The organism is Vreelandella piezotolerans (assembly GCF_012427705.1).
GTDB lineage: Bacteria > Pseudomonadota > Gammaproteobacteria > Pseudomonadales > Halomonadaceae > Vreelandella > Vreelandella piezotolerans.
Genome location: NZ_CP048602.1, coordinates 3,518,382 through 3,533,165, shown reverse-complemented (window position 1 = coordinate 3,533,165; position 14,784 = coordinate 3,518,382). Strand labels below are relative to the sequence as shown.

General features: G+C 58.5%; 12 protein-coding genes. 6 read left to right on the top strand and 6 right to left on the bottom strand.

Annotated elements, in window-relative coordinates; all coding sequences use genetic code 11:
* The first annotated feature begins 91 nt into the window (after positions 1-91).
* Both GYM47_RS16180 and GYM47_RS16175 read left to right on the top strand, forming a co-directional pair.
* Positions 92-673 (top strand): hypothetical protein, encoded by a 582-nt coding sequence (locus tag GYM47_RS16180; protein ID WP_153842932.1) that lies wholly within the window; start codon positions 92-94, stop codon positions 671-673.
* A gap of 43 nt (positions 674-716) precedes the next feature.
* Complete coding sequence (locus tag GYM47_RS16175; RefSeq protein ID WP_153842933.1) at positions 717-953, top strand: hypothetical protein; 237 nt, start codon at positions 717-719, stop codon at positions 951-953.
* Here GYM47_RS16175 and speB read toward each other — a convergent pair.
* The gene (speB, locus tag GYM47_RS16170; RefSeq protein ID WP_422822487.1) at positions 945-1,865 is read right to left on the bottom strand and encodes an agmatinase; all 921 of its coding nucleotides are present in this window, start codon (positions 1,863-1,865) and stop codon (positions 945-947) included. The two genes, GYM47_RS16175 and speB, sit on opposite strands and share 9 nt — an antisense overlap.
* Positions 1,866-1,999: 134 nt before the next feature.
* On the opposite strand from speB, the gene GYM47_RS16165 reads away from it, so the two are divergent.
* From GYM47_RS16165 to GYM47_RS16155, 3 genes are all read left to right on the top strand, one after another.
* Positions 2,000-2,923, top strand: coding sequence for a LysR family transcriptional regulator (locus GYM47_RS16165; protein ID WP_153842934.1), 924 nt, complete (start codon positions 2,000-2,002; stop codon positions 2,921-2,923).
* A 216-nt stretch (positions 2,924-3,139) separates the two neighbouring features.
* A complete protein-coding gene (locus GYM47_RS16160; protein WP_153842935.1) occupies positions 3,140-4,711 on the top strand; it encodes a Re/Si-specific NAD(P)(+) transhydrogenase subunit alpha in 1,572 nt (523 codons plus the stop codon).
* Between the two features lie 16 nt (positions 4,712-4,727).
* On the top strand, positions 4,728-6,170 hold the full coding sequence (locus GYM47_RS16155) for an NAD(P)(+) transhydrogenase (Re/Si-specific) subunit beta (RefSeq protein WP_153842936.1): 1,443 nt from the start codon (positions 4,728-4,730) through the stop codon (positions 6,168-6,170).
* Positions 6,171-6,261: 91 nt separating this feature from the next.
* Here the strand turns inward: GYM47_RS16155 and GYM47_RS16150 are convergent, their stop codons facing one another.
* Genes GYM47_RS16150 through GYM47_RS16130 form a run of 5 tightly spaced genes read right to left on the bottom strand, consistent with a single transcriptional unit; the run spans position 6,262 to position 12,071 of the window.
* Positions 6,262-9,645 carry a pilus assembly protein gene (locus GYM47_RS16150; protein ID WP_153842937.1) on the bottom strand — a complete coding sequence of 1,128 codons (3,384 nt, stop codon included), beginning with the start codon at positions 9,643-9,645 and terminating at the stop codon, positions 6,262-6,264.
* A gap of 44 nt (positions 9,646-9,689) precedes the next feature.
* Positions 9,690-10,136, bottom strand: coding sequence for a pilus assembly PilX family protein (locus GYM47_RS16145; RefSeq protein WP_153842938.1), 447 nt, complete (start codon positions 10,134-10,136; stop codon positions 9,690-9,692).
* Between the two features lies 1 nt (position 10,137).
* Positions 10,138-11,172 (bottom strand): PilW family protein, encoded by a 1,035-nt coding sequence (locus tag GYM47_RS16140; RefSeq protein ID WP_231125582.1) that lies wholly within the window; start codon positions 11,170-11,172, stop codon positions 10,138-10,140.
* A gap of 1 nt (position 11,173) precedes the next feature.
* Positions 11,174-11,581, bottom strand: coding sequence for a type IV pilus modification protein PilV (pilV, locus tag GYM47_RS16135; protein ID WP_153842939.1), 408 nt, complete (start codon positions 11,579-11,581; stop codon positions 11,174-11,176).
* A gap of 19 nt (positions 11,582-11,600) precedes the next feature.
* Positions 11,601-12,071 carry a GspH/FimT family pseudopilin gene (locus GYM47_RS16130; RefSeq protein ID WP_153842940.1) on the bottom strand — a complete coding sequence of 157 codons (471 nt, stop codon included), beginning with the start codon at positions 12,069-12,071 and terminating at the stop codon, positions 11,601-11,603.
* Between the two features lie 449 nt (positions 12,072-12,520).
* Here GYM47_RS16130 and katG point away from each other — a divergent pair, with 449 nt between their 5' ends.
* Positions 12,521-14,677, top strand: coding sequence for a catalase/peroxidase HPI (gene katG, locus GYM47_RS16125; protein ID WP_153842941.1), 2,157 nt, complete (start codon positions 12,521-12,523; stop codon positions 14,675-14,677).
* The last annotated feature ends 107 nt before the right edge of the window (positions 14,678-14,784 follow it).

The window sequence follows — 14,784 nt, the reverse complement described above, 5'->3', positions numbered from 1 at the left end:
AGGCGGTGGCAATATCGCATTCGCCACTACGGGAGGGGCTCATGTTCCTCCCGTAGCGTAGCGCGGAGGTTGTTGGGTGAGGAGAGTGCCGATGAGCCCCAAGACACAGATGATAGCCAGTACACTCCTTTTTATTATGGCAAGTGTCGTGGCGCAGGCCGATACCCATCTGGCATATATCGAACAGGTCGGAGACAACCATAATGCCCGGATGATACAGGAAGGCACTGGCTTGAAGGCATCGCTCTACCAAGAGGGTGATAGCAGTCGTGCACAGTTCCAACAGCTAGGCGACCATCATACGATTCTTGGTCTTGATGATGGCCCAGCTTTACAGTCTGGATATGCGAATTGGATGCTAATTGACCAAACAGGGGAGCGTAATCAAGCTTTTGTAAGTCAACAAGGCTTGGAAAACGCGATGTCGCTTACTCAGCATGGTAATGACAACCTAACAGCGGTTGGGCAGTTTGGTAATTTCAATACAGCGGATATACAACAATATGGCAACAGCAACACTGCGAACCTGCAGCAGACGGGTAACGCAAACCACACCAACATCATCCAAATGGGAGAGAGTAGGCTACAGCTTAGCCAAGAAGGAGGGCATCATATCCCTGAAATCGTACAGCATGCGAGCGACGTTATCGTACAACAGTGGTCTGCATATTAAACGCACATACTCACGCCCAACATAACGAAAAGAGACGAACGCAGTGCCATCACCGAATCGGCAACGCGGCGTGTGGCTGGGGCTCTGTTTAGGGCTGTTGGGATTGATCGTCATTGGCAGTATGTGGACGAGCGGCACGGCAGCGCTGCCGCACGTGCTGGCAGCGCTGACCGTGTTGATTCCGCTCACCCTGTTTGGCGTCGTTTTGAAAAGCCCCTGGCCCGCCGTCGGGGCGCTCGCGCTGCTGCTGGTCATCGACGTGACCCTGCGCTTAGGCTGACTTGGACGCTGCCAGCGTATAGAGAAACTCCAAGCCCAGCGTCGCGGCGGCCAGCGAGGTAATGTCGCCGTGGTCGTAGGCCGGGTTCACTTCCACGAGATCCATGCCCACCAGCTCCATCCCCACCATACCGCGCATCACTTTCAGCATCAGGTCGGTGGACATGCCGCCGCATACCGGCGTGCCGGTGCCCGGTGCGAAGGCGGGGTCTAGGCCGTCGATATCCAGCGTGACATACGCCGGGTGGTGACCCACTCGCGCACGAATGCGCTCCAGCACCGCCGCCGGGCCGTGGTCGTTGACCCAATCGGCATCCAGCACTTCGTAGGGGTGGTTGCTCCGGTCATAGCTGGTACGAATACCGATTTGCAGCGAGTGCTCCGGCACGACCAAGCCTTCTTTGAGGGCATGGTGGAAAATGGTGCCGTGATCGAAGCGCGTGCCTTGCTCGTAGGTGTCGGTGTGGGCATCAAAGTGAATCAATGCCAGCGGGCCGTGCTCGCGGGCGTGAGCGCGCAGCAGCGGCAGGCTGATGTAGTGGTCGCCGCCCAGCGTCAACATTTTCTTGCCCGCTTTCAACCAGCGCATGGCGTGGCTTTCCAGGTTATCCACCAGGCTTTCCGGTTCACCGTAGGCGTAGTCCAGGTTACCGGCATCGCATACCCGCAGGCGATCTTCCAACGCGAAATCCCACGGCCAGCGCTTGCCTTCCCAAATCAGGTTGGCGGTGCTTTGGCGAATGGCGTTCGGCCCCATACGGGTGCCGGAACGGCCGGAGCATGCGAGGTCGAACGGCACGCCGCTGACCACCACCTCGGCATCGGTGGCGTTCGGGTCGGTGGCTTTGGGTACGCCCATGAACGTGGAGATAACATCACCAAACAGGCTGGGCATGATCTGCGCTGGGGTCACCTAATGGGTTCTCCTATCGTCGTGTGTCTGGAAAAGGTGGTGGGCTCGAAGAAGCGCGACGATAAGGAATTTTTCGCGATGAATGAAATGAATGTTTAGAATGAAATCATTCATCATATGAATAGTGAGGCGCTATGCGGTCGCTCCGCCATTTTGACCTGAACTTGCTGCTGGTCTTCGAGATGCTCATGCGCGAGCGCCACGTCACCCGTGCCGCCGAAAAGCTCCATCTCAGCCAGCCCGCGCTCAGCCATGCGCTGAAGCGCCTGAGAGAAGCGCTCGACGATCCGCTGTTGGTGCGCACCGAGCAGGGCCTGCAGCCGACGCCCCGCGCCATGGCGCTGCTGCCGGTGGTGCAGCAGGCGCTGGCGGCGCTGCAAGCGGGCTTGGCTCCACCCGCCACGTTCGCGCCCGACACCAGCACCCGGCGCTTTACGCTGGCGACCACCGACTACTTCGAAGAGGTCATGTATCCGGCGTTTCTTAGCCAGCTGTTGGGCTATGCGCCCGGCATCAGTTTTTACATCGAGCTGATTACGCCGGAGGTGCTGAGTGAGGCGTTAGAGCAGCGCCAGGTGGATATGGTGGTTGGCTTGGACAGCCAGTCATCGCTGCCCAATGGCGTGGTGCAAACGCCCTGGATGCACGAAGAGCTGGTGTGTCTGGCGGCCCAGCACAACCCTCACGTGGGGGACGCGCTGGCGCTGGAGGCATTTGCCCGCCAGCTCCACGTCGAGCTCGCCGACATCAGCGGCCTGTTGCCCAGCCGTATCGAAAACTGCCTGGCTGAGCACGGGCTGACGCGTCGCGTGATTTCGAAGAACCTCAATTACATCGCCGCCGCACGGGTCGTCGCGCTGACCGATGCGATCATCACCTTGCCGCGCCAAATGGCCGAGCGCTTCGTCGCTATGCTGCCCGTGCGCATGGTGGCGCCGCCGGACGAGCTTCCCGAATTGACCATGACGCTGATCCAGCACACCCTCTACGCCAACGCGCCTGCCAACGTCTGGCTTTACCAGGAGCTCACGGCGTTTGCGAAGAATGCCAGTCGTTAATTCATGGCGCTGTTTCGATATCAATATGTTGTAGAAATACAACTCAGTTGAAGCAAAGGTTGAATGGCCACTGGCAGGCTTGGCGTTAGATCCTAAACTGCTAGCTGGCGCGTTTTTTTGCGCCGCAACGAATTAAAGCAGCGCTCCATGATGCTAGCGATGATTGGCTAGGAGAGGGGCGGGCGCTGGACGCGGGACAACCTAGGGAGAAAGCGTGTGAAAATAGGCGCACCAAAAGAGAGTGCCCGGGGAGAAGCGCGGGTCGCGCTGACCCCTGAGAGCGCAAAGCATCTTCAAAATTTGGGCCATGAGTGCCTCATCGAAACGGGGGCTGGCCTAGCCGCGGGATTCAATGACGACACCTATCGTGACGCTGGCGTGACCGTGATCGAGAGCGCCGACGCGCTGTGGCGCGACGCTGAAGTGGTCATCAAGGTTCGCGAACCCTCTGATGAAGAGGCCAAGCGGCTGCGCGAAGGTCAAACGCTGATCGCCTTTTTCTGGCCCGCGCAAAACGAAGCGCTGCTGGAAGCCTGCAAAGCCCAGGGGGCCACCGTGATCGCCATGGACATGGTGCCGCGTATCTCTCGGGCGCAGAAAATGGATGCGCTGTCGTCCATGGCCAACATTGCGGGCTACCGCGCGGTGATCGAGGCGGGCAATAACTTTGGCCGTTTCTTTACCGGCCAAGTGACCGCCGCCGGCAAAGTACCGCCCGCCAAAGTGTTAGTGATCGGTGCTGGGGTGGCGGGCTTGGCGGCGATTGGCACGGCGACGAGTCTGGGGGCCGTGGTGCGCGCCTTCGACGTACGGCCCGAGGTCTCCGAGCAGATCGAGTCCATGGGCGCCGAGTTCCTGTTCCTCGATTTCGAAGATAGCCAGGATGGTTCCGAAAGCGGGGGCTATGCGGCACCTTCGAGCCCTGAATTCCGCGAGAAGCAGCTGGAATGCTTCCGCGAGCAGGCCCCGGACGTGGATATCGTCATCACCACGGCGCTGATTCCCGGTAAGCCTGCGCCCAAGCTGTGGCTGGAAGACATGGTCGCGGCCATGAAGCCCGGTTCGGTGATCGTCGATTTGGCCGCCGAGAAGGGCGGTAACTGCGACCTGACTCAGCCTGACGAGCGCGTAGTGAGCGATAACGGCGTGGTGGTGATCGGCTACACCGACTTCCCCTCGCGCATGGCGACGCAAGCCTCACTGCTTTACGCTACCAACATTCGCCACATGCTCACCGATCTCACCCCCGAGAAAGACGGCGTGATCCACCACGACATGGACGACGACGTGATTCGGGGGGCCACGGTGACGCACCAAGGCGAGATTACTTTCCCACCGCCGCCGCCGAAGGTGAAAGCTATCGGCGCGGCCAAGCCGAAGAAAAAAGAGAAAGAGCCAACGCCCGAAGAGAAAAAGGCCGCCGAGCTTGCCGAATTCAAAGCGCAAACTAAGCGTCAGGTGAGCCTGCTGGCGATAGGCGGTGCGCTGATGCTGCTGCTCGGCTGGGTCGCCCCGGCCTCGTTCATGCAGCACTTCATCGTCTTCGTGCTGGCCTGCTTCATCGGCTTCCAGGTGATTTGGAAAGTGAGCCACTCGCTACATACGCCGCTGATGGCGGTGACCAACGCGATATCCGGCATCATCATCTTGGGGGCGATTCTGCAAATTGGCTCCGGCAGCGCGGTCGTTAGCGTGCTGGCGGGTATTTCCGTACTGATCGCGTCGATCAATATCGTGGGTGGCTTCCTGGTGACACGCCGGATGCTGGCCATGTTCCAAAAATCCTAAGCGGCGGAGAGACGATATGTTAGAGCAAGGATTCGTATCTGCCGCAGCGATTGCGGCCAGCGTGCTGTTCATTTTGTCGCTGGGCGGCTTGAGTAATCAGGAAAAGGCCAAGCGCGCCGTGTGGTACGGCATCGTCGGTATGGCGGTCGCGGTGTTTTTCACCGCGTTTGGCCCCGGTATCGGCGGCTACTGGTGGCTGATTCCGATGATGCTGATTGGCGCAGCCATTGGTGCTTACGTAGCGGGCAAGGTCGAGATGACCGAAATGCCCCAGCTCGTGGCCGCGCTGCACAGTTTCGTAGGCTTGGCAGCGGTCTTCGTTGCCTGGAGCGCAGACCTGGAACGCCGCCGGGTGATGGCAGCTCGTGCCGCTGAGGCGTCGCTGGACCAGTTCTCCGCTTTTGCGGCGCTGGTGGCCACCAAGGCCCCCGACGAGCTGATGTTCCTGCAAATCGAGGTGGTGCTGGGCATCTTCATTGGCGCGGTGACGTTCACCGGCTCGGTCATTGCCTTCGGCAAGCTGGCGGGCAAGGTAGACGGTAAACCCAAGCAACTGCCCGGCGGCCACATGCTGAATGCGGGTGCCGCAGTACTATCGCTGCTGCTGGCGATTCTCTACCTCAACGGCGCAGGCTTCTGGACGCTGCTGGTGATTGCGGCGCTGGCGTTCTTCATTGGGTATCACCTGATCATGGGCATCGGCGGAGCCGATATGCCGGTGGTGGTCTCCATGTTGAACAGCTACTCCGGCTGGGCGGCGGCGGCGATTGGTTTCACGCTTTCCAACGACCTGTTGATCGTGACCGGTGCGCTGGTGGGCTCCTCCGGGGCGATTCTCTCTTACATCATGTGTAAGGCGATGAACCGCAATTTCGTCAGCGTGATTCTAGGTGGTTTTGGGGGGGCTCAAGGGCCTGCCGCGGAAATCGAAGGCGAGCAGGTCTCCATCGACGCCAATGGCGTCGCTACCGCACTGAACGACGCCGATAGCATCATCATCGTACCGGGCTACGGCATGGCGGTGGCGCAGGCGCAAACCGCGGTCAGCGATCTCGTTCGCAAGCTGCGCGCGGCGGGTAAGACCGTACGTTTCGGTATCCACCCGGTGGCTGGGCGCTTGCCGGGGCATATGAACGTGCTGTTGGCGGAAGCCAAGGTGCCCTACGATATCGTGCTGGAAATGGACGAGATCAACGACGATTTCGCCACGACCGACGTGGTCATCGTCATCGGCTCCAACGACATCGTGAACCCTGCCGCCGAAGAGGACCCCAACAGCCCCATCGCGGGCATGCCGGTGCTCAAAGTGTGGGAAGCGAAGCAGGTCTTCGTCAGCAAACGTGGTCAAGGCACCGGCTATTCGGGTATCGAGAACCCGCTGTTCTTCAAGGAGAACACCCGGATGTTCTACGGTGATGCTCGCGAAAGCCTGAATGCGCTGCTACCACTGGTGGATTGAGCCTGTAAGTACGGACGTGTAGGACTCGACGATTGAGCAGTTGCTCGTCGTTCGTCGGGGGAGCCAATGGCTCCCCCGGTTTTTTTTTCGTCTATGTATCGCTCTCTTCGCCGGTCACTTGCCGCCAGGAGCGACGCCCCAAGTGATCATCGCTAAAACCAATCGTGATGGAGCCATCGCCATTCGGTGAAGCGTTCGTATCCTCTGGATTGCCCACGAAGAGACGTTCGATCTCCCCGTCATTCACGCTCACCAAGCGCTCGCCGGTGCCCGCTTGCAAGCCGGTGATGGCGTCACCGTTGATGGTGGCGTCGCTGTCTGGCCGTCCGTCACCGTTGAAGTCGAAAGCGGTCGAACCGCCACTGCCGCCGGTATCGGCCAGTAGCGACATGAAGAACCCGCTGCGCCCACCGCCGCAGGGGTCGGATTCATCGGGAAGCAGCGTCGAGAAGCGCACCCGCCGTGGGAGGCTGGTTGAGATCGACGGGGCGGTGATCACGCGCTCTCCAGCAGGTAGCTCCAAGCGCCATCCCACGTCGTTACTGTCAGGGGCGAAGTTGGTGCTGGCGCGGCGGTTAAAGCCACTCTGTGAGTTTTCACCCGTAATGCGTTGAAGCAGTAGATCGCTTTGAGTAATGGTCGCGCTGCGACTCACTTGGTCTCGCAGGCCAATGAGCTGCTGTATCGAAGCGTCACCAATGTCGCCGTTGCGGAAATAGCTGCCGGTGCCGAAGGAGACCACTAGCGTATCCGGCGAGCCGCTGCTCAGCGTGACGGCGGGGGCTGATGTGATGGGCTGGCTAGCGCTGCCTTGATATAGCTGGTTAACGGTGCCACTGCCGGTTAACGAGAAGCGCCACATATTGCCTGCCAAGTCGCCCGCGTAGGCAAAGCGTGCGCCGTTATAGCTCGGCCAAGCAGTGACGGTGGGGGTGGCCAATCCGTTGGGAGTATCCGTGTTGCCTACGCCTGTCTTTATTTGCTTGATCAACTCACCGGTAGCAAGGTTCACTACGAAAAGTGACGCTTGGTAGCCCATGCTGTTATAGCCGTTACCAAAAATGGCGGCCCAGGTGCCGTCGGTCAGTTGCGTGATCGTGGGTTGAGAAACCCCCGTGCCCAACTCGGGATGGCGAAACTCCCAAAGCACGTCAGCAGCGCTCATGTTGCTGGGGTTGCTCACATCGAGTGCAAACACCGTCCGCCCACCCGCGCCCATGGTGCCGACGGCCGCGGCAGTCGGGCCACCAGAGATGTTCACTTCCCGCACAGCAGGTGTGCCATCCATGAAGTAGCGATGGCTATAGTCAGGCTGCATCAATGAGCGAATGGCGGGCGCCTCGCCTTGGGTCAACTCAGCGGGTAAAAAGCCAAACAGTTCCCGACCGGTCTCCGCGTTAAAGCCGTGCAGCATGCCGTCGTTGGCGGCCACCAGCAGGAGCGGCATACGCTCATCAGTCCCCTTTAAGAACACCGGGTTGGCGTTGATGATATCGCCCAGCAGCGATTGGCGTGGCCGCAGCCCCTGCACGTCTTCGCCCTGTAGCCAGCGCACTTCGGTACTGGTTAAGCCGCTGTTGTCGGCACTTAGTATAACGCCGCTCCGGGCACCGCTCTCCAGCCGTCGATAGGTCAATAACCGCCGATTGCCTGCTTGCTCGGCGAGCTCGGTTTCAGCATTCCAGCGTTCGCTACGAGTACCATCGGCTTGGATCACCGAAGCGGCTAAACGCCCTGACCAATCGTCACTGCGAAAGCCTGCGGTATAGAGCAAGTTGCCATCTTCAAGACCAAATTCGTCGCCATTGACCGCCGCGGAGGTATTGGACTGAGAGGCGGCGATGATATTGCCCAGCACCTGCTGCATGACCTGGTTCAACGAGGCTTCATCGTTGGCAAAGTACGCGCGATCGGTACCCCCTGCGCGGGCAAGATCGCCGAGTGGGTCGTCGGAGACGTTGGGTAAATTGGCGATATCCGGCGGTAGGTTAAAGCCCACCACATAGGTTCTTACCGGGTTAGGCAGCTGTGCATTGGTATCGTCGTATAGCCGTTTAATGGCCGCTTCGGCGCTGGCTAAAGCGCCGCTAACATTGTTGCCTAGTGAGTTGCCGAAGCGGTCTACCGACGGCAAACCATCGGTTAGCCAAATATTGGCATTCACTAAGCACTGCTGCGCATCGGGGTTATTGATGTTGGGAATCGCTATACCCGCACGGCGTCCCTGATTGGGGCCGAACGCGCTGCTGCTCGTGTTCAAAAAGTAGTCGCGGGCGGTATACATCGTGCCTTCGATAGGGGTCAAACCTGTCGCCAGCAGTGGCCAAGAAGGATCCGTCATGGGGTTACCGCTACCGTTCCACTCATGGCGCTGGGCACCCAGTTTTGTCTCGATGGCACTCCAATGGGCACTGTTTACCGTGCCATCGTTATTGAGCCCTCCAATGGGAACATGCAGATAGCCTAGTCCCGGTGATGATGTCGTCCGCCACTCCCATTGGTTGAGTTGTATGGAGGCTGTGTGCGCCCCCCAGTTTGGTATGCCCCGTTGGCGAAGACTGTCCACCAGCGGCAGCGTAAAATTTGAGCGAACCGGGTTGCTGTAAGAGACACCATCGCCAATAGCTGGAGAGCTTGAAAAACCTGTGGTCAGTCCACGAAAGCGTTCTGAAAGCTGATCGGATGTGGTGGTTGGGTTGGATATCCGACGCCAGTACTCAGTGACGTCATTGCGTGGTAAGCCAGACGTGAAGTTTTCCTCAAACATGTAGCCAGGTACACCAACATTGAAAAACGTGTAGATGTCGGTGTTCGGGAGCCGTGCTCTGTAACGTTTGGTGCTAGCGTTCCAGGCTCCGTCGAAGCTTGGGTCGTACCAGCTTGGGTTAGCGTTGCTGGAGTACCGTGCGGCCAAAGCACGTTCTGTTAAGCGCCAGACGACTGTATTGCCGCTAAAAGCCGCGTCTCGGGTGAGCGAGGCGGGGTTCTGCTGGTATGCCATCAACCCAAGATTTAATTCGCCTCGGTATCGCTCAATGAGATCACGTCCCACGCGCTTCATAATGCTGGATTTACTGAGGGGTGAACGAGCACCTGCTGGACATTGAGAGGCATTGAACGTGTTGGGTTGGCAGGCGGCTAGGTTCTCCCTATCGCCTGCGTTGTTGCCTACGGCGACACGGCCATCTAGGCCTTCTTGTCCACTCTCTGAGTTATCCAGAATCAATAACACGTTAGGTGGCACACGGCTGACCACGTTCAACGGAGCAGGGGAGAGTCCCGTTTGGTCGTTTGGGATGTCGTAATCTTCATCGACGAGCTCATCGCCTCCGCCTCCTATGGGGGGCTCAGGATCAGGCTCCTCCGGCGTTGGATCAGGATCATCGTCTCCTAGATCGACCTCCTGATCCGGGTCGTAATCAGGTGGTGGCGGAGGAGAAAAACCCAGCACGGGCGCACTCGTGGCGATCAACATTACGAACACAGTGCATACAAAAAGTGTCAGGGCGGATCTTTGTATCATGGCACGATGACCTCCACTGGCTGCTGGCGAACGTAGAGGGCCTCGAGCGTGACACGGGTATCTTCACCACGGCCAAAGCCTTGAGTTTCTATCCGATAAAGCATTTCGACCGCCTCCGTCCCGTCGTTGTTGGTCAGTGATCCTAGCGGTGCCAGCGTCTGGATGCGGTAGCGTGGGTTACGGGTGAGTTCTTCCATCGCCATGTCGTGGTTGCGCCATCCATTGCCAGGAGGGGCGCCGTTTTGTAGCAGCGTTTCGGCTTCGCTCAGTGCGGCCTCTGCTGCTTGAAAGGCAACACCGTAGTCGCGCTGGCTCGAGGCCATACGGTCTTGAGTGATCGCTCCTTGCATGGAAGAGAGGCTCAACATGGTGACGATGGCAAGGAAAATCAGGCTCAACACGAGCGCCATTCCTCGCTGATGCGTCAATGCGTGGCTCTGCATGCTAACGATTCCTCAAAGCGATGGTCGTCGTGAAGGCTTGATAAATCCGTCCGTTGCCGCCGGTGAAAGCGTTGTCTCCTCGAAAATTGCCGATCGCCAGCGTGGTGTCGGCATTCCGTAGATTGGGACGGTCACTTTGTACGATGAGCGTGATGCGCGCCGCCCTGACATTGGGCCACTCTGCCTCATCGATCTCGTCGGGTGGTATGTAGGCGCCGTCGATCAGAAAGGACGTTCGCATCGCCACCACATGGCTGGCCACGACCTCATTACGAGGCGTCGTTTGGCTCACATCCAAGCGCATCAACGAGGGCACATTCGCGTTATTGGCATCTCGGCCAATGTAGTAAAGGGCGCTGTTCAAGGCGCTCAGCGATACGGTTTGGCCCGCAGCATAGGTAATATCGCTCGCCTCTCCCCATTCGCTTTCGCTGGGGTCGACGTTGCCCTGCCAGCCTGCTGCCGCGCTTTTCTGCAGGGTGCGGGCGTCACTCGTGGTGTTATAGAAAATATCGCAATTCAGCAGGCCCTGAAGCAGCACCAATCGTTGATGAAAGGCGGTATCGGTCTCTCGATTCAAGGTGAGTCGTTGGCTGCTATCGATCGCGGCAATTTCCAACGACGTATCGATAAACCCCGTCCGGGCAAGGAGACCGCCACGAAACGCGAGCACATGCTGCTCGTCGAGGGGGGTGACCAAGCTGGCCGTAAAATCATGGTTGTTGGGTGTGTCCCATGCTTGCAACGGTAAGGGGAGGCTGCTGGCATCGGCCATATTGCGCAGATGGACGGTCGTCTGTGGTAGCGCACAGCCACCGCTATAGTCCACCTGACGTAGCTCGCGGGCCATCGTATCCAGCGCGAAGCGGCCAGTGTCCTGCATGTCGGCCAGTGCGGTTTGAAAACGGTAGCTTTGCTGAGAGGAGATGAAGAGTTGGGTTGCCCCAGCCATGACCAGTAGCCCAATGACCATGGCGACTAACAGCTCCACCAGCGTAAAGCCTGCTTGAGTCGTTCGAGGTTTGCCTCTGCCCACGCTATAGCTCCGACGCTAATTGTACTTGCCGAATATCGTTGGGCGACGTGGCGTCCTCCCATCGCACGGTGACGCTAATACGCCGATTGTCGATCTCGATGCCGCCTACGCCGCCAGGGAACATGGTACTCACATCCGCGACCCACTCGGCTTGATCAGTCGCGGGCAATCCGCTGCCGTCGACCTCTCCGCCTAACGTGAGCGCATAGTCGGCTGCTTTCTCACGGTTGGCGCGAATGCGATCCAGCATGTCCTGGGCCATGTTGGTGGCCTGAGTCTCGAAATAGGCAGCACGGTTATGCACCAGCGACTGGGTTTGCAAGCCAAGCACACCCAATAGGCCAATCGACAGCACCAGCAGCGCAATCAATGACTCCAGCAGTGAGATACCCCGTTGTCGTGTTGGCATGGCGTGGCTCGCTAATGAATTAGTCGCAGGCTTGACGATTAGTGAGTACTCGGGAAATGCCGCTCGGCTCGATACGCACGCAGCGCCCTATCTCATTCAGCGTGACGGAGACGCGCTGGGAAGCAAAGGCTGCCGACACCAGGCGCCCTTGACTGTTGAACGTAAAACGCTCGGGCGCATTCGCAATCGTAATGTCGTCTACCTCCTGCGCCCAGCGACGTAGCACCACCTCATCGGCCTGTACTTCCCAGCCGTTATCCCAACCTTCGGCCACGGGGAGTAAGTCGACGGACTGATTGCGTCGCACGGCTTCACTACGGGCAAAGCTCAGCGCAATTTTATAGTCGTTGGTGGTCGTCACGACGCGGTTTTCTTGAATGATCCTAGCAAAATTGGGTATCGCAATGGTGGCCAGCGTAGCGAATAGCGCCAGGGCCACCAAAAGTTCCAGCAGGGTAAAGCCATGTGCGGAACGTCTAGCCGTCAGCATGAGGGATTACTCTGCGCAAGCACATCAAGAGAAGTGCTGTGGCTGGCGTGTCTAGTCACGGTAATGCCCAGGTCGGCTGAATTCATTATATCGATATTTGATTTTGTGGTAGGAAAGTATAGCGTTTATACCATACGGCATGGGTGCAACAAGGCAACACGCCCTGCGGATATTCGACATACGCGTTCATTAAAGTCGCGCTATGCTCGAAAGGCGCGTCAGCATAAAGCTCTATCGACAAGAGGGAGGATATTTCCAATAGCCGAGAGCTATTACATTGGTCGTAAAATGCAAATTGTGGCTATTGCAAAGGTGCTTTAAAACTGTGGCATGTGAATAACGCACGCCGGTGCTAGTGATGGTCGCGTTTAACGTCCAGCCTAGTGCGGAGGTGCACTGCATTTGTTCCCTTGGTATCTCCAAGGCCAAGAGCAATAAGGGAGAGAACTATGAGCGGTAAATGTCCTGTCATGCACGGCGGTAACACCTCAACCGGTACCTCTAACAAAGATTGGTGGCCGGAAGGGTTGAACCTGGATATTTTGCATCAGCAAGATCGCAAATCAGACCCGATGGATCCCGATTTCAATTACCGCGAAGAAGTCCGCAAGCTCGACTTCGACGCGTTGAAGAAAGACGTCCACGCGCTGATGACCGACAGCCAAGAGTGGTGGCCCGCTGACTGGGGGCACTACGGCGGTTTGATGATCCGCATGGCTTGGCACTCCGCAGGCACCTACCGTATTGCCGACGGCCGTGGTGGTGGCGGCACCGGTGCCCAGCGTTTTGCACCGCTCAACTCCTGGCCGGATAACGTCAGCCTGGACAAAGCGCGTCGTCTGCTGTGGCCGATCAAGAAAAAGTACGGCAACAAGATCAGCTGGGCGGACCTGATGATTCTGGCCGGTACCGTGGCTTATGAGTCCATGGGACTGCCCTCTTACGGCTTCTCCTTCGGTCGCGCCGATATTTGGGAGCCCGAGAAAGACATTTACTGGGGCAATGAAAAAGAGTGGCTTGCGCCCTCTGACGAGCGCTACGGCGACGTGAATAAGCCCGAAACCATGGAAAACCCGCTGGCTGCCGTTCAGATGGGTCTCATCTATGTGAACCCGGAAGGCGTCAACGGTCAGCCGGACCCGCTGAAAACCGCTCAGCAGGTGCGTGAAACCTTCGCCCGTATGGCGATGAACGACGAAGAGACGGCGGCTCTGACCGCTGGTGGCCACACCGTCGGTAAGTGTCACGGTAATGGCGATGCCTCTGCGTTGGCCGCTGAGCCAGAAGCCTCTGACGTTGAAAACCAGGGCTTTGGCTGGGGCAACCCCAACATGCAGGGCAAGGCGAGCAACGCCGTGACCTCGGGCATCGAAGGTGCGTGGACCACCAACCCCACGAAGTTCGACATGGGCTACTTTGACCTGCTGTTCGGCTACGAGTGGGAACTGAGAAAAAGCCCCGCCGGTGCCCACCAGTGGGAACCGATCGACATCAAAGAAGAAGACAAGCCGGTCGACGCCAGCGACCCCGCGATTCGCCACAACCCGATCATGACCGATGCGGACATGGCGATGAAGATGGATCCAACCTATCGCGCCATCTGCGAAAAATTCATGGCCGACCCGGAGTACTTCAAGAAAACCTTCGCGAAAGCGTGGTTCAAGCTGACCCACCGTGACCTTGGCCCTAAAGCGCGCTACATCGGCCCGGAAGTGCCAGCAGAAGACCTGATTTGGCAAGACCCTATCCCGGCAGGCAGCACTGACTACTGCGAAGAAGTCATCAAGCAGAAAATCGCGGAAAGCGGTCTGAGCATCAGCGACATGGTCTCTACCGCTTGGGACAGCGCCCGTACCTATCGTGGCTCCGACATGCGCGGTGGTGCCAACGGTGCCCGTATCCGTTTAGCGCCGCAGAAGGATTGGCAGGGCAACGAGCCGGAGCGCCTGGCCAAGGTACTGAGCGTCTACGAGCAGATCTCTGCCGATACCGGCGCTAGCGTGGCGGACGTGATCGTACTGGCCGGTAGCGTCGGTATCGAGAAAGCTGCGAAAGCAGCGGGTTATGACGTGCGCGTGCCCTTCTTGAAAGGCCGTGGCGACGCGACCGCCGAGATGACCGACGCGGACTCCTTCGCGCCACTGGAGCCGCTGGCCGATGGCTTCCGCAACTGGCAGAAGAAAGAGTACGTGGTGAAGCCTGAAGAGATGCTGCTGGATCGTGCGCAGCTGATGGGCTTGACGGGGCCGGAAATGACCGTGCTGCTGGGCGGTATGCGCGTACTGGGCACCAACTATGGTGGCACCAAGCACGGCGTTTTCACCGACCGCGAAGGTCAGTTGACCAACGACTTCTTCGTCAACCTGACCGATATGGGCAACACGTGGAAGCCGGTGGGTAGCAACGCTTACGAGATCCGTGATCGCAAGACCGGGGCCGTGAAGTGGACCGCCTCGCGCGTGGATCTGGTGTTCGGTTCCAACTCGCTGCTGCGCTCATACGCAGAAGTGTATGCCCAGGACGATAACGGTGAGAAGTTCGTCAATGACTTCGTCGCCGCCTGGACCAAAGTGATGAACGCCGATCGTTTCGACGTCGCGTCGTAAGTCAACAATCGTGCGTCGCACTCTCTAAGGCACCCAGTCGGGTGCCTTTTTTGTATGCGTACTTAGGCATCGCTGGTTCGTCAGCTTTGCTACAGTAGCGTTTGCTT

Excerpts from the sequence above, each read along its gene's own strand:
- GYM47_RS16130 (WP_153842940.1), bottom strand. The coding sequence starts at position 12,071 with ATGCTGACGGCTAGACGTTCCGCACATGGCTTTACCCTGCTGGAACTT.
- GYM47_RS16150 (WP_153842937.1), bottom strand. The coding sequence starts at position 9,645 with ATGTTGATCGCCACGAGTGCGCCCGTGCTGGGTTTTTCTCCTCCGCCA.
- GYM47_RS16180 (WP_153842932.1), top strand. The coding sequence starts at position 92 with ATGAGCCCCAAGACACAGATGATAGCCAGTACACTCCTTTTTATTATG.
- GYM47_RS16165 (WP_153842934.1), top strand. The coding sequence starts at position 2,000 with ATGCGGTCGCTCCGCCATTTTGACCTGAACTTGCTGCTGGTCTTCGAG.
- GYM47_RS16155 (WP_153842936.1), top strand. The coding sequence starts at position 4,728 with ATGTTAGAGCAAGGATTCGTATCTGCCGCAGCGATTGCGGCCAGCGTG.
- pilV (WP_153842939.1), bottom strand. The coding sequence starts at position 11,581 with ATGCCAACACGACAACGGGGTATCTCACTGCTGGAGTCATTGATTGCG.
- GYM47_RS16145 (WP_153842938.1), bottom strand. The coding sequence starts at position 10,136 with ATGCAGAGCCACGCATTGACGCATCAGCGAGGAATGGCGCTCGTGTTG.
- katG (WP_153842941.1), top strand. The coding sequence starts at position 12,521 with ATGAGCGGTAAATGTCCTGTCATGCACGGCGGTAACACCTCAACCGGT.